At 60.5% G+C, this 14,555-nt stretch carries 14 protein-coding genes; 13 read left to right on the forward strand and 1 reads right to left on the reverse strand.

The features are described 5' to 3' along the window. The first annotated feature begins 95 nt into the window (after positions 1-95). The 5 genes from folC to ACIROY_RS10930 all read left to right on the forward strand — a co-directional run bounded on the left by folC (position 96) and on the right by ACIROY_RS10930 (position 6,064). Entirely contained in the window at positions 96-1,403 is a 1,308-nt protein-coding gene (gene folC, locus ACIROY_RS10910) for a bifunctional tetrahydrofolate synthase/dihydrofolate synthase (protein ID WP_402341564.1), read from the forward strand. A gap of 98 nt (positions 1,404-1,501) precedes the next feature. Then, positions 1,502-2,527 carry an SPOR domain-containing protein gene (locus ACIROY_RS10915; protein ID WP_402341565.1) on the forward strand — a complete coding sequence of 342 codons (1,026 nt, stop codon included), beginning with the start codon at positions 1,502-1,504 and terminating at the stop codon, positions 2,525-2,527. An 85-nt stretch (positions 2,528-2,612) separates the two neighbouring features. Next, positions 2,613-3,101 carry a CvpA family protein gene (locus tag ACIROY_RS10920; RefSeq protein ID WP_116433616.1) on the forward strand — a complete coding sequence of 163 codons (489 nt, stop codon included), beginning with the start codon at positions 2,613-2,615 and terminating at the stop codon, positions 3,099-3,101. A gap of 55 nt (positions 3,102-3,156) precedes the next feature. Then, positions 3,157-4,674 (forward strand): amidophosphoribosyltransferase, encoded by a 1,518-nt coding sequence (gene purF, locus ACIROY_RS10925; protein ID WP_402273297.1) that lies wholly within the window; start codon positions 3,157-3,159, stop codon positions 4,672-4,674. Positions 4,675-4,822: 148 nt separating this feature from the next. Next, positions 4,823-6,064 (forward strand): cystathionine gamma-synthase family protein, encoded by a 1,242-nt coding sequence (locus ACIROY_RS10930; protein WP_402341566.1) that lies wholly within the window; start codon positions 4,823-4,825, stop codon positions 6,062-6,064. Between the two features lie 42 nt (positions 6,065-6,106). Here ACIROY_RS10930 and ACIROY_RS10935 read toward each other — a convergent pair whose 3' ends face one another. Beyond that, positions 6,107-6,703 carry a TIGR00730 family Rossman fold protein gene (locus ACIROY_RS10935; protein WP_053196649.1) on the reverse strand — a complete coding sequence of 199 codons (597 nt, stop codon included), beginning with the start codon at positions 6,701-6,703 and terminating at the stop codon, positions 6,107-6,109. A gap of 95 nt (positions 6,704-6,798) precedes the next feature. On the opposite strand from ACIROY_RS10935, the gene ACIROY_RS10940 reads away from it, so the two are divergent. From ACIROY_RS10940 to dapA, 8 genes are all read left to right on the forward strand, one after another. Then, entirely contained in the window at positions 6,799-7,824 is a 1,026-nt protein-coding gene (locus ACIROY_RS10940) for a patatin-like phospholipase family protein (RefSeq protein ID WP_402273289.1), read from the forward strand. Positions 7,825-7,921: 97 nt separating this feature from the next. Then, positions 7,922-8,800 carry an alpha/beta fold hydrolase gene (locus ACIROY_RS10945; protein ID WP_402273287.1) on the forward strand — a complete coding sequence of 293 codons (879 nt, stop codon included), beginning with the start codon at positions 7,922-7,924 and terminating at the stop codon, positions 8,798-8,800. Between the two features lie 102 nt (positions 8,801-8,902). After that, positions 8,903-9,739, forward strand: coding sequence for a 3',5'-nucleoside bisphosphate phosphatase (locus ACIROY_RS10950; RefSeq protein WP_402273284.1), 837 nt, complete (start codon positions 8,903-8,905; stop codon positions 9,737-9,739). Positions 9,740-9,837: 98 nt separating this feature from the next. Next, positions 9,838-10,713, forward strand: a complete 876-nt coding sequence (gene htpX, locus ACIROY_RS10955; RefSeq protein WP_402273282.1) for a protease HtpX — start codon at positions 9,838-9,840, stop codon at positions 10,711-10,713. Between the two features lie 84 nt (positions 10,714-10,797). Further along, entirely contained in the window at positions 10,798-11,424 is a 627-nt protein-coding gene (locus ACIROY_RS10960; RefSeq protein ID WP_402273280.1) for an L-threonylcarbamoyladenylate synthase, read from the forward strand. Between the two features lie 195 nt (positions 11,425-11,619). Continuing rightward, positions 11,620-12,279: a site-2 protease family protein gene (locus ACIROY_RS10965; protein WP_029363271.1), complete on the forward strand. Its 660-nt coding sequence runs from the start codon at positions 11,620-11,622 to the stop codon at positions 12,277-12,279. Between the two features lie 12 nt (positions 12,280-12,291). Continuing rightward, positions 12,292-13,491 (forward strand): tryptophan--tRNA ligase, encoded by a 1,200-nt coding sequence (locus ACIROY_RS10970; RefSeq protein ID WP_402273277.1) that lies wholly within the window; start codon positions 12,292-12,294, stop codon positions 13,489-13,491. 140 nt (positions 13,492-13,631) lie between these two features. Continuing rightward, positions 13,632-14,510, forward strand: a complete 879-nt coding sequence (gene dapA / locus ACIROY_RS10975) for a 4-hydroxy-tetrahydrodipicolinate synthase (protein WP_402273275.1) — start codon at positions 13,632-13,634, stop codon at positions 14,508-14,510. Positions 14,511-14,555: the final 45 nt, after the last annotated feature.

Here is a 14,555-nt window from a genome sequence, read left to right on the forward strand (position 1 = left end):
TTAAGTCGATCATTGCGTCCTCGGCGGCGCAGAGTCGGTTCAGCTCCATCTCAGGCTCATTTCAGCTTCATATCAGATACACCGCAGGCTCATCCATGCAAGCGCAAGCAAAACCTTCCACCCTGGCCGAATGGCTGACCCTTCTTGAAACCCGTCACACCAAGTCCATCGATATGGGCCTGGAGCGCGTCGGCAAGGTCAAGGAGCAGCTCGACATCCGTTTTGATTGTCCCGTGATCACCGTGGCCGGCACCAACGGCAAGGGTTCCACCTGCGCCATGCTGGAATCGATCCTGATGCGCGCGGGCTATCGCGTGGGTTTGTACATCAAGCCGCATTTCCTGCATTTCAACGAGCGGGCCCGGGTCGAGGGCATCCCTGCATCCGACGCTGCGCTGATTGCGGCATTCGAGGCGGTGGAAGAAAAACGCGGCGACATTTCGCTGACCTATTTCGAGTTCACCACGCTGGCGATCATGAAGCTGCTGGCCGATGCAAAGATGGACGTCGTCATCCTTGAAGTGGGCCTGGGCGGGCGTCTGGACGCGGTCAACGTGATCGACGCTGACGTCGGCATCGTCACCAGCATCGACATTGACCACACCGAATACCTCGGTACCACGCGGGAGGAGATCGGCTTCGAGAAAGCCGGCATTTTCCGCGCCGGCAAGACCGCCATCTGCGGCGATCCGATGCCGCCGCAGTCGCTGATCAAGCACGCCGAAGCGATCGGCGCCGACCTCTGGCTGATGGGGCGCGACTTCAACTACCAGGGCGACAAGCAGCAGTGGGCCTACGGCGGCCGTGCGCAACGCCGCAATTCGCTGGCCTATCCGAGCCTGCGCGGCGCCAACCAGTTGTTGAATGCTTCCGCTGCACTGGCCGCGCTGGAAGCCTTGCGCGACGTCTTGCCCATCGGCGCCCAGGAAGTGCGCACCGGGCTGGCCACGGTTGAGTTGCCTGGGCGTTTCCAGGTCTTGCCGGGACAGCCGCTGGTGGTCCTCGACGTCGCCCACAATCCGCATGCCGCCGCCACGCTGGCGCAAAACCTCGACAACATGGGCTTCCATCCGTACACCTATGCCGTGTTCGGTTCGATGCTCGACAAGGACATCGAAGGCGTGATCAGCCAACTCAAGGGCAAGATCGATCACTGGTGCGTCACGGACCTGCCCCTGCCGCGCGCTGCTACGGCGCAGCAATTGAAGGACAAATTGCTGGAAGCGGGCGTCGAGCCGGAATTCAAGCCCGACGCGGCCTGCACCATAGAAACCTTCGAATCGCCTGCTGCTGCATTCGCAAATGCGCAAAGCCGGGCTACCGAGAATGATAGAATTGTGGTTTTCGGATCCTTCCTGACCGTAGGCGGTGTCATGAAAGCACGCAAGCCGGAATTGCATTGATTTCCAGCACTGAGTTCGCGCCGTTTGCGCTGCATGTTCAGCGATCTTCGGTATTTGTTGCACCTACGCATTTTTCAGACTACCTAACTTAAATCAGCATGGGCTTGTTCTCGTTTTTTCGTAAAAACAAGCAGGAATCTGCTTCCGGCCAGGGCGAATTCCTCTCGCGTTCCGCAGGAGGCGACCCGGCGGCGCAAAATAGTCGCGGCGGCCGTAGTGCCGGAAACGCACGCAAGTCCGGTAAGGCCGGCAAAGACGAGTCTGTCGATCCGGTTCTGCCCGAAAAGAAACGCGCACGCCGTCGACTGATCGGCGCAGTGGCGCTGGTGCTGGCGGTGGTGATCGTGTTGCCGATGATCCTCGATTCCGAGCCGCGCCCGCTGGCTGACGATATTGCCATTCAGATACCTTCCAAGGACGGCAAAGATGCCGCCAAGGATACCGTTGCTTCGTCGGCTGCGGCCGACAAGTCCAAGGCCGCTGCTGAGCCGAAAGAAGAATTCGTCGACCCCGCCACCATGAACGCCGGCGTCGAAAAGCCGGCGATTGCGCCAGGCGCGTCGGCAATGCCGTCCGGTCCGGCCAATGCTCCGCTGGCGCAAGTCGCCAAACCGGCAACCCCGACGCCGCCGGTCGTGGTGGAGAAGCCCATTGAAAAGCCGGCTGCCAAGCCTGAAGTTAAAGCTGAAGTTAAAGCTGATTCTAAAGCCGACGTTAAAGACAGCAAGGCCGCCGCCAAACCAGCCGAACACAAAGACGATCACAAGAAGGACGTGAAGGAAGCCGGCAAGCCGAAGGCTGCGGACAAGCCTGATGACGCTGCGCGCGCGCTGGCGATCCTGGAGGGCAAGCCTGCCGCCGCCGACAAGAAACCCGCGCCGACGCCCGCTGCAGGCGGCAAGTTCGTGATCCAGGTAGCTGCGTTGGCGACGCAGGAAAAAATTGATGAACTGCGCGGCAAGCTCAACGGTGCAGGCATCAAGTCGTACACGCAAAAAGTGGCGACGCAATCGGGCGACCGCACGCGCATCCGCGTCGGCCCGTTTGCCAGCCGCGACGAAGCCGACAAGATGCGCGCCAAGATCAACAAGCTTGGCCTGAACGCCACGGTCGTGCCGGCTTGAATTTGATGGCATCCGGTCGCATATTGCTCATGTTGCCTGTGTTGTTGCCCGCTTCATCGTTTAATTCTTCGCCGGGTTTGTCGTCGTGACGATCTTCGATTACCTGGTCTTGCTGGTGCTGGCCTGTTCGGTGGTCATCAGCATGTTGCGCGGTCTGGTGCGCGAAGTGTTGTCGCTGGCCAGCTGGATAATTGCATTAGTCGTCGCCAACGCCTATGGTGAAGCATTGGCGCAGATGTTGCCTGACGTGATTCCGGGCGAGTCGACGAGATTGATTGTGGGATTCATCGTGTTGTTCATCGGTACACGCCTGTTGATGGGGCTGGTGACCAGGGCGATGTCGGAAGTGGTCAAGGCGAGCGGCCTGTCGCTGATCGATCGCAGTCTGGGCGCGGTATTCGGCTTGGCGCGCGGCGCGGTGATCGTGCTGGCGGTGGTGTTGTTATGCGGTACGACGTCGATTCCGCAGCAGCCATTCTGGAAAGAGGCGCGTTTCAGTTCGCTGGCGGAAACCGCCGCCGAGACCGCCAAACCGTATTTGCCGGGGCAGTTCGCACAGCACGTCCATTTTTGATTTTGTTTTGTTTGTTGGTTTCGTTTCTTCGTTTGTTTTTGCTTAGGAGTCCACCATGTGTGGCATTGTCGGCGTCGTTTCCCATAGTCCAGTCAACCAGTTGCTCTATGATGCCCTGCTGCTTCTGCAGCATCGCGGTCAGGATGCAGCGGGTATCGCAACCAACCACGCAAACGGTTTTTCGATGCACAAGGCCAACGGTCTGGTGCGCGATGTGTTCCGTACCCGCAATATGCGTTCGCTGCCGGGCAACACCGGCCTCGGCCAGGTGCGCTATCCGACCGCCGGCAGCTCCAGCGAAGAGGAAGCGCAGCCGTTCTACGTCAATGCGCCGTTCGGCATCATCCTGGTGCATAACGGCAACCTGACCAACACCGAGCAGCTCAAGGTCGAGATGTTCAAGAACGACCGCCGCCACCTCAACACCGATTCCGACACCGAAGTGCTGGTCAACGTGTTTGCGCATGAATTGCAGCAGGCCACGACCGGCTACTCGCTCGATCCGGCTGCCGTGTTCAAGGCTGTTGCGATGGTCCACAAGCGCGTGCGCGGCTCCTACGCCGTGGTGGCGCAGATCGCCGGTTACGGCCTGCTGGGCTTCCGCGATCCGTACGGCATCCGTCCGATGTGCCTGGGTTTCAACGAAACCGACAAGGGTTCCGAATACATGCTGGCGAGCGAATCCGTGGCGCTGGAAGGCCTCGGTTTCCGCTTCCTGCGCGATGTGATGCCCGGTGAAGCAATCTTCATCGACAACGACGGCAAGCTGTACAACCAGCAATGCGCTGACAATCCGACGCTGAATCCGTGCGCATTCGAATTCGTCTACCTGGCCCGTCCTGACTCCGTCATCGACGGCGCTTCGGTCTACGCCAGCCGCCTGAAGATGGGTGAATACCTGGCCGAGAAGGTCCGTCGTGAAATCGCCAGCGGCGAAATCGACGTCGTCATGCCGATCCCCGATTCGTCGCGTCCTGCTGCGATGGAACTGGCGCTCAAGCTGAACCTCGACTATCGCGAAGGCTTCATCAAGAACCGCTACATCGGCCGCACCTTCATCATGCCGGGCCAGGGCCTGCGCAAGAAGTCGGTACGCCAGAAGCTCAACGCCATCGGTTCCGAATTCAAGGGCAAGAGCGTGCTGCTGGTCGATGATTCGATCGTGCGTGGCACGACCAGCCGCGAGATCGTGCAAATGGCGCGTGAAGCCGGCGCCAAGCGGGTGATCTTCGCTTCGGCGGCGCCGCCGGTCAAGTTCCCGAACGTCTACGGCATCGACATGCCGACGCGCGACGAACTGATCGCCTACGGCCGCACCGACGAAGAAGTCTGCCGCGAAATCACTGCCGACGCGCTGGTGTACCAGGACGTGGAAGACCTGAAGCGTTCGATCTCCGACATCAATCCGGCATTGCGCAATTTCGAAGCATCGTGCTTCGACGGCAACTACATCACCGGCGACATCTCGCGCGACTACCTCGATCGTATCGAGTTCGCCCGCAAGAATCCGAAACCGGCTTTGGAAGATGCTGTCCGTTCGCAACTGAACCTGAATCTGGCGCGCGTGGACTGATTTCCCCCGTCGTCGGACAAGATCAACGCCGGACCGCCGCTATGGCGTCCGGCGTTTATCATTGGCGCAACCGCAATGCTGCGGCCGTCGCGGAACTGGCTTATCATCACTGTTCTCCGACGATTTACCGCCTCATACCTCCACATCTATGAACGACAAGAAGAGCTACGGTTTCACCACCACCATTTTGCACAGCGATCGTCAAAAGGACATCGAGCATGGTTCCCTGCACAAGCCCATCCACACCTCGGTCGCCTTCGGCTACAAGGATGCGCGCCAGTTGGCCGAAGTATTCCAGGGCAAGCAATCGGGCTATCGCTACGGTCGCCAGGGCAATCCGACCGTGTCGGCGCTGGAAGACAAGGTTACCAGGATGGAAGGCGGTCTCTCGACGATCTGCTTCGCCACAGGCATGGCCGCCATCGGCGCCGTGATCCAGGGGCTGCTGCGCGAAGGCGACCACGTGGTGTCGTCGGCTTTCTTGTTCGGCAATACCAACAGCATGTGGATGACGGTGCATGCACAAGGTGCGCGCGTGTCGATGGTGGACGCCACCGACGTCAAGCTGGTGGAGGCCGCACTGACGCCGCAGACGCGCATCGTCTTCGTCGAAACCATCGCCAATCCGCGCACCCAGATCGCCGACCTCAAGCGTATCGGCGAGCTGTGCCGCGAACGCGGCATCCTGTACATCGTCGACAACACGATGACGTCTCCCTATCTGTTCCAACCCAAGGCGGTCAACGCCGGACTGGTGGTCAATTCACTGACCAAGTCGATCGGCGGCCACGGCAACGCGCTGGGCGGCGCGCTGACCGACACGGGTTTATACGACTGGTCGCGTTATCCGCACATCGCCGACAACTACAAAAAGAATCCACAGCCTCAGTGGGGCATGGCGCAGATCCGCGCCAAGGCCTTGCGCGATTTCGGCGCTTCGCTCGGACCCGAAGCGGCGCATCACATTGCCGTCGGCGCTGAAACCATTGCGCTGCGCCAGGATCGTGAGTGCGCCAACGCGCTGGCTGTGGCGCAGATGCTCGACGCCGATCCGCGCGTGGCGGCGGTGTACTACCCGGGCCTGCCATCCCATCCGCAATACGCATTGGCCACCGAACTGTTCCGTTCCTACGGCAGCTTGCTGAGCTTTGAACTGAAGGATGGCATCGACTGCTTCGACTACCTGAACCGCCTGCAACTGGCGGTGGCGTCGAGCAACCTGGGCGACACGCGCACGCTGGTGATCCCGGTGGCACACACGATCTTCTTTGAAATGGGACAGGAGCGTCGTGCAGCGATGGGCATCGCCGAATCGCTGATTCGCGTGTCCATCGGCCTGGAAGATACCGCCGATCTGGTCGACGACTTCAGGCAGGCGCTGAATTCTTGATGTGAGGAAGCCATGCCGGTTGCTACCGGCATGGCGTGACGTTTACGGCAGCAGTTTGTCCGCAGCTTTGTGGTCGGCCCACTTGTTGGTGTAGCTCGGCTTGTACGTCTTGAAGCGCTGGACTAGGCTGGCCGGATCGGCATCATGCATCATCAGCAAGGATTGCTCGGCCGTCAGGAACCGCTGCGACACCAGATGTTCGATGAAGGCGATCAGGTTGTCGTAAAAGCCATCGACGTTGAGCAGCCCGATCGGCTTGTAGTGGAAGCCCAGCTGCGCCCAGGTCAGCACTTCAAACAATTCTTCCAGAGTACCCATGCCGCCCGGCATGGCAACAAAACCGTCCGACAATTCCGCCATCATGGCCTTGCGTTCGTGCATGTCCTTGACGATGTGCAGGCGGGTCAGGCCGTTGTGGCCCAGTTCCTTGTCCAGCAACGCTTTTGGAATGACGCCGGTGGCTTCGCCGCCGAGACGCATCACTTCCGTTGCAATCACGCCCATCAGCCCGACGTTGCCGCCGCCGTAAACCAGGGCAATGTTGTCCTTGACCATTTGCTGCGCCAGCGCGCGCGCGCCTTGTGCGTAGACTTCAGAGGCGCCGACGGAGGAGCCGCAATATACACAGATGGATTTCATTTTTCTTTCGCTCGGATTAATCAATACCGCCATGTTATAACATGAGGACAAGACCTGATCGTGACAGGCAGCATGAAGGTTTATCAAGGAACAGCATGCAAAACAAGATCGTGACACTGGCGTTACAAGGCGGCGGCTCGCACGGCGCATTTACCTGGGGTGTGCTGGACCGCTTGCTGGAAGACGAACGCATCGCCTTCGAAGGCATCAGCGGCGCCAGCGCCGGCGCCATGAACGCCACGGTGCTGGCGCACGGCTACAACCTGGGCGGACGTGAAGGCGCGCGCGCAGCCCTGGCGGCATTCTGGGGGCGTATTGCCACCAAGGAGCCGTTCAGTTTCCTGCCACCGGAAATGCTGCCCGGCGGCTCCAGCCTGCTGAACCAGAGCACGCCGGCGGCGATGCATGCCTTACTGGCGATGACGCGTTTCTTTTCGCCGACCCAGCTCAATCCGCTCGACATCAATCCGCTGCGCGACATCCTTGAAGAACAGGTCGATTTCGAGCGCCTGCGCAGCACCGGCGACATCAAGCTGTTCATCGCAGCGACCCGGGTCAGCACCGGCACGTTGAAAATTTTCCGCAATCGTGATCTGACCGTGGACGCCTTGCTTGCCTCGGCCTGCCTGCCGTCGATGCACCGGCCGGTGGAAATCGATGGCGAAACCTATTGGGATGGCGGCCTGACCGCCAATCCGCCGATCTTTCCCTTGCTGCACCTGTGTTCCGCGCGCGATTTGCTGGTGGTCTTGCTGCATCCGTGCAGCCGGCCCGGCACGCCGACTTCGACGCAGGAAATCGGCCAGCGCCTGAGCGAAATCAGTTTCAGCTCGGCCTTCTTCACCGAACTCGGCGGTCTGGCGCTGGCCAAGCGCGAAGCGGAGAACGCCATGTTCGCCTTCGGCACGCTGGAGCGCCGCCTGCGCAAGCTCAACATGCACCTGGTGGAGGCCAACGACCTCATGAGCCAGCTCGACGTCATGAGCAAACTCAACACCAAGACCTCGTTCATCCATGGACTTCACGACGAAGGGCGGCAGGCAGCGGGGCGCTGGCTGGAAAAGAACTTCCACATGCTCGGCCTGAAATCCTCGTTCGACCTGGGGCGCTACCTGCAATAGGTGCGCCGGGAGGCACAAGAACACAAGGTGCGGCAGGGCAGGCGAAGGCGGGGAGGCTTATACTGTGAGGCTTTCCGATAGCCCTCGATCTCCATCCATGAAGCCATCCCGTTCCGAATACCTCGACATCCGCGGCCTGCGGTACCACGTTCGCCACTGGGGCGACCCGCAAGCGCCCAAGCTGTTCATGGTGCATGGCTGGATGGATATCTCGGCGTCCTTCCAGTTCATGGTCGATTGCCTGCAAAAGGAATGGCACGTCATCGCGCCCGACTGGCGTGGCTTCGGCCTGACCGAACGGCCGCAGGCCGACACCTACTGGTACCCCGATTACCTCGCTGATCTCGACGCGTTGCTGCTGCATTACTCCCCCAACGAGGCGGTCAACCTGCTCGGTCACAGCCTCGGAGGAAATGTCGTCGGCCTGTACGCTGGCGTACGTCCGCAGCGCATCGCCAAACTGGTCAACCTGGAGGGTTTCGGCCTGCCCGGCACCAAGCCGGAAGATGCGCCCGGACGTTTCGCCAAGTGGCTCGACGAGTTGCTGGAAAAGCCGGAGATGCGTTCCTATCCCTCGCTCGACGGCGTCATCGCCCGCCTGCAAAAAACCAATCCGCGCCTGAGCCGCGAACGCGCGGTGTTCCTGGCTGCGCATTGGGCCGGGCAGAACGATGAGGGCAACTGGGAAATCCTCGGCGACCCCGCGCACAAGAACACCAATCCGCTGCTGTATCGCGTCGACGAAGTGACCGCCTGCTGGGCCCGGATCAGCGCTCCGGTGTTGTGGGTGGAAGCGGCGGAAACCGACATCTGGCGATGGTTCGGCGACAACACGCTGATGCGCGCCGAGATCGACCGCCGCATCGCCTTCATCCCGAACGTGCGCACGGAAATCATTCCAGACGCCGGTCACATGCTGCATCACGACCAGCCCGAATTGCTGGCTGCGGCAATCGAGCGTTTCCTTGCGGAATAAGCCCGGCGCAGCAAGGCCGCCGCGTGTGCACGTGCAGCAGAGACGGCGCAGGCGGCGTACAATGGGGACATCTTTTTCTCCCTTTCCGAGGTCTCGCCCGTCATGCTCAACGTCGATCTGCACTGCCACTCCAACGTCTCCGACGGCTTGCTGCCGCCGGCGGATGTGGCTGCGCGCGCCAAGGCCAACGGCGTCGACGTCTGGGCGCTGACCGACCATGACGAAATCAGCGGCATCGCCCTCGCACGCAAGGCGGCGCAAGAGCTCGACCTGCGTTACATCCCGGGCGTCGAGATTTCGGTGACCTGGGCCGGCCAGACCGTGCATATCGTCGGGCTGCGCATCGATGAAACCAACACCGCGCTGGTGGAGGGGCTGGCTGCCACACGCAACGGTCGCGAGCGGCGTGCGCGCGACATTGCCGCCGAACTCGAAGTCGCCGGCATCCCCGACGCTTTCGACGGCGCGTTAAAACACGTCGGCAATCCCGACCTGATGTCGCGTACCCATTTCGCCCGTTACATCGTCGAAACCGGCCGCTGCGCCGATACCAAGGAAGTGTTCCGCAACTACCTGTGCGAAGGCAAACCGGGTTACGTGCCGCATCGCTGGGCGTCGCTCAAGGAATCGGTCGACTGGATCCGCGGCGCCGGCGGTGTAGCGGTGATCGCCCATCCGGGCCGTTACCAGTACAGCGAGCTCGAATTCGGCGCCTTGTTCGATGAGTTCAAGCAACACGGCGGCGCCGCCATCGAAGTCACCACCGGCAGCCACACACCCGATCAGTACGAGGAATATGCCCGCGTGGCCAAGCGTTTCGGCTTCCTGGCCTCGATCGGCTCGGATTTTCATGGTCCGGGAGAATCGCGCGTCGATCTGGGCGCCTTGCCGCCGCTACCTTCGGGCCTGACGCCGGTCTGGCACGACTGGGACTTGTAAGCCCTGCGCCCGCACCGTATGCCGGGCGCGTACAAGTCTCTTGATTTCTCCCCAATTGTTCCTATCTAATAACCACTTTCCTGATAGGAGTTTTCCGGATGAAACGCATATTCCTCTTCCTCGCGACCAATATTGCCGTGCTGGTGGTGATGAGCGTGATCTTGTCGCTGCTCGGCGTGGACAAATTCCTGACGCGTTCCGGCCTGAACTTGCCGATGCTGCTGGTGTTTTCAATCGTGGTCGGTTTTACCGGTTCGATCATTTCGCTGCTGATGAGCAAGACCATGGCGAAGTGGAGCACCGGTGCGCGCGTGATCGACACGCCGGTCAATTCGACTGAAGTCTGGCTGGTCAACACCGTCAGCAAGCTGGCCCAGCGCGCCGGCATCGGCATGCCTGAAGTGGCCGTCTATGAAGGTGAACCGAACGCCTTCGCCACCGGCGCGTTCAAGGATTCTGCCTTGGTGGCGGTCTCGACCGGTTTACTGCAAGGCATGACCAAGGAAGAAGTCGAAGCAGTGCTCGGCCACGAAGTCGCCCACATCGCCAACGGCGACATGGTGACGATGACGCTGATCCAAGGTGTGGTGAATACCTTCGTGGTGTTCCTGTCGCGCGTGGTCGGGTACTTCGTCGACTCGGCGCTGCGCCGCAGCAATGACGACTCCGGTCCCGGCATCGGCTATATGGTCACCGTCATGGTGTGCCAGATCGTGTTCGGCATCGGCGCCTCGATGATCGTGGCCTGGTTCTCGCGCCACCGCGAATTCCGCGCCGACGCCGGTTCCGCCAAATTGCTTGGCGGTCCGCAACCGATGATCAACGCGCTGGCGCGGTTGGGCGGCATTTCCTCCGCCGGCTTGCCGCAATCGATGGCGGCGATGGGCATCAGCGACAAGCCGGGTTTCATGGAATTGTTTTCGACGCACCCGCCGATGGAGCAACGCATCGCTGCGCTGCGCGGCCAGCGCTAAGTAGGTGACGGCACAAAACGGCGGCGTCACAACCGCCGTTTTTGCCTTTTGACATACAGTTGATTCGTCTAATTTGAAGGACCCATGAGTCAGTTTTTCCAGATCCATCCCGACAACCCGCAGCTGCGCCTGGTCAAGCAGGCCGCACAGATCATCCATGGCGGCGGCATCGTGGCTTTGCCGACCGATTCCTGTTACGCGCTGGTATGCCAGCTCGACAACAAGGACGCGGTGGAACGCCTGCGCCGCATCCGCGGCGTCGACGAGAAGCACCATCTGACCCTGCTGTGCCGCGACCTCAGCGAAATCGCGCAATACGCCAAGGTAGACAATCGCCAATACCGTTTGCTCAAGGCTGCCACGCCGGGGCCGTACACCTTCATTCTGGAAGCCACCAAGGAGGTGCCGCGCCGGTTGAGCCATCCCTCGCGCAAGACCATCGGCCTGCGCGTGCCGGAAAACCAGATCGCCCACGCCTTGCTGGCCGAACTGGGCGAGCCGCTGATCGGCACCACGCTGATCCTTCCCGATCAGGAAGATGCGTTGACCGACGCCGAGGAAATCCGTGAACGCCTCGAAAAACAGATCGAACTGGTCATCGACAGCGGCGCCTGCAGCCTGGAGCCGACCACCGTGATCGACCTCAGCGACGACAACGAACCGGTGTTGGTCAGGCAGGGACGGGGCGACGCCACGCCGTTCGGTTTGTAATTCCTCCCTGGAAATTAATTCCCTCAGGAGCGGGCCGCCATGTTGCGGTCCGTTTTCGTTTTAGGCGGTTTATATCGTTTTGCATGGAATGAATTGTCTTTTTGATAATATCATCTCGCGATCGGCGCGCTTTCCGTTGGAAGACGGTCGATATTCTCCCGGACCGTCCGTGTCCCTCTGCTAAAATTCGCACCCATGAATGATCTTATCCAGACTGTCGCAGTGTATGCGCTCCCGGTACTGTTCGCGATTACTCTGCACGAGGCAGCACATGCCTTCGCAGCCAAGTACTTCGGCGACAATACCGCGTACATGATGGGGCGCATGAGCCTCAATCCCCTCAAGCACATTGATCCCTTCGGCACCATCGTCATCCCGGTGCTGCTGTATTTCGCCACCAGCGGCGCTTTCCTGTTCGGCTACGCCAAACCGGTGCCGCTGGACTTCGGCAAGCTGCGCAAGCCAAAGCGCGACATGGCCTGGGTGGCGCTGGCCGGCCCGGCCGCCAATTTCCTGATGGCGCTGATCTGGACGCTGATGATTTACGCGCTGGCCATCGGCGGCGTCGAAGAAGAATTCTTCATGCTCATGGCCAAGGCCGGTGTACTGACCAATCTTGTCATGTTCGCGTTCAACCTGTTCCCGATTCCACCGCTCGACGGCGGCCGCATACTGACCAGTTTGCTGCCGAACCGATATGCGTATAAATTTGCACAGATCGAGCCGTACGGTTTTTTCATCGTGATGGCGCTGGTGCTGCTCAAGGTGATTTACACCTGGTGGATGGCGCCGGTGATGTACCTGGCAGGCAGCCTGCTGCAACTGATCGTGTCGCCGATATCCTTCTTTTTCTGAAGACTTACAATCATGTATCCTGATCGCGTTGTATCCGGTATGCGCCCCACGGGCGCGCTGCATCTGGGCCATTACCACGGCGCCCTGAAGAACTGGGTCAAGCTGCAATCCGAACTGCCTTGCCTGTTCTTCGTGGCCGACTGGCATGCGCTGACGACGCATTACGACGACCCCAGCGTCATCGAAACCAGCACCTGGGAAATGGTGATCGACTGGCTCGCCGCCGGTGTTGATCCCTCGCAATCGACCTTGTTCATCCAGTCGCGTGTGCCCGAGCATGCCGAGCTGCACCTGCTGCTCTCGATGGCCACGCCGCTGGGTTGGCTGGAGCGCGTGCCGACCTACAAGGACCAGCAGGAAAAGCTCGCCGACCGCGACCTCGCGACCTACGGCTTCCTCGGCTATCCCTTGCTGCAGGCGGCCGACGTGCTGATCTACCGCGCCAGCCAAGTGCCGGTGGGCGAAGATCAGATCCCGCATATCGAAATGATGCGCGAGATTTCGCGCCGCTTTAACCATCTGTACGGCAAGGAAAAAGGCTTCGAGGAAAAAGCCCGCGAAGCCGTCAAGAAACTCGGCGGCAAGCGCTCCAAGCTGTATCAGGAGCTGCGCACGCAGTTCCAGGAGCAGGGCAACGAAGAGGCGCTGGAGCAGGCCAAGGCCATGCTCGACGACGCGCAGAATTTGTCCATGATCGACCGCGAGCGCCTGTTCGGCTATCTTGAAGGCAGCCGCAAGCTGATCCTGACCGAGCCGCAGGCCTTGCTGACCGAAGCCTCGCGCCTGCCCGGCCTGGACGGCGCCAAGATGTCGAAAAGCTACGGCAACGCCATTGCGCTGCGCGAAGACAAGGAATCGGTCACCAAGAAGGTCCGCACCATGCCGACCGACCCGCAACGCGTGCGCCGCACCGATCCGGGCGATCCGGGCAAATGCCCGGTGTGGCAATTCCACCTGGTGTACTCCGACGATGCCGTGCGGCAATGGGTCGACAAGGGCTGCCGCTCGGCCGGCATCGGTTGCCTGGAATGCAAGCAGCCCGTGATCGACGCCATTCTCGTGGAACAGCAGCCGATGCTCGAGCGCGCACAGCAATACATCGACGATCCGTCGCTGGTGCGCGCGATCATCGCCGACGGCTGCGATACTGCACGCAAGCTGGCGCAGGACACCATGCGCGACGTGCGCGAAGCCATGGGGTTGGGTTATTGATCGCCGTGGCAACGCCGGTAACGGAACCTGCAGCTTGCAGGAACTATGTAAGCAAATCTGAACAAATTGACCGATAGCAGTGGCTATCCGCTACAATCGGTCTTTTATTTTCAACCGTATTCTCATTACGTACTAACATCATGATCAAGGGCAGCATAGTCGCCATCGTCACGCCGATGCATCCGGATGGCAGTCTCGATTTCCCGGGCCTGCGCAAATTGATTGATTGGCATATCGCAGAGGGCACCGACGGCATCGTGATCGTCGGTACGACCGGCGAATCGCCGACCGTTTCGGTCGAGGAACACTCCGAACTGATCAAGGTGGCGGTTGAGCACACCGCCAAACGCATTCCCATCATCGCCGGCACCGGCGGTAATTCGACTTCGGAAGCCATCGAGCTGACCGAGTTTGCCAAGAAAGTCGGCGCCGACGCCTCGCTGCAGGTCGTTCCTTACTACAACCGTCCGACGCAAGAGGGCATGTACCTGCACTTCAAGAAGATCGCCGAAGCAGTCGATCTTCCGGTGATCCTGTACAACGTCCCCGGTCGCACCGTTGCCGACATGAGCAACGAGACCATCCTGCGCTTGGCGCAAGTCAAGGGCATCGTCGGCGTCAAGGACGCTACCGGCAACATCGGTCGCGGCACAGATCTGATCCGTCTGGCGCCGAAGTCGTTCGCGGTCTATTCCGGCGACGATCCGACTGCGTTCGCGCTGATGCTGTACGGTGGCCAGGGCAATATTTCGGTGACGGCCAACATTGCGCCGCGCGACATGCACGAGTTGTGCGCGGCAGCCATGGGTGGCAACCTCGCCCGGGCGATCGAGCTGAACAACAAGATGCTGCCGTTGCATAACAAGCTGTTCGTCGAACCAAATCCGGTTCCGCTGAAATGGGCGATGACCGAAATGGGCCTGATAGAATCCGGCATGCGTTTGCCGCTGGCTCCGCTGGGCGCTGCATATCACGATACCGTGCGTGCTGCGTTGCGCGAGTCCGGTGTATTAAAATAATTAATTAACTAAACGGCAGTGTCGTTTTCCCTTGAACCCGAACCC

This window comes from Herbaspirillum sp. NPDC101396 (assembly GCF_044767365.1).
Lineage (GTDB): Bacteria > Pseudomonadota > Gammaproteobacteria > Burkholderiales > Burkholderiaceae_D > Herbaspirillum.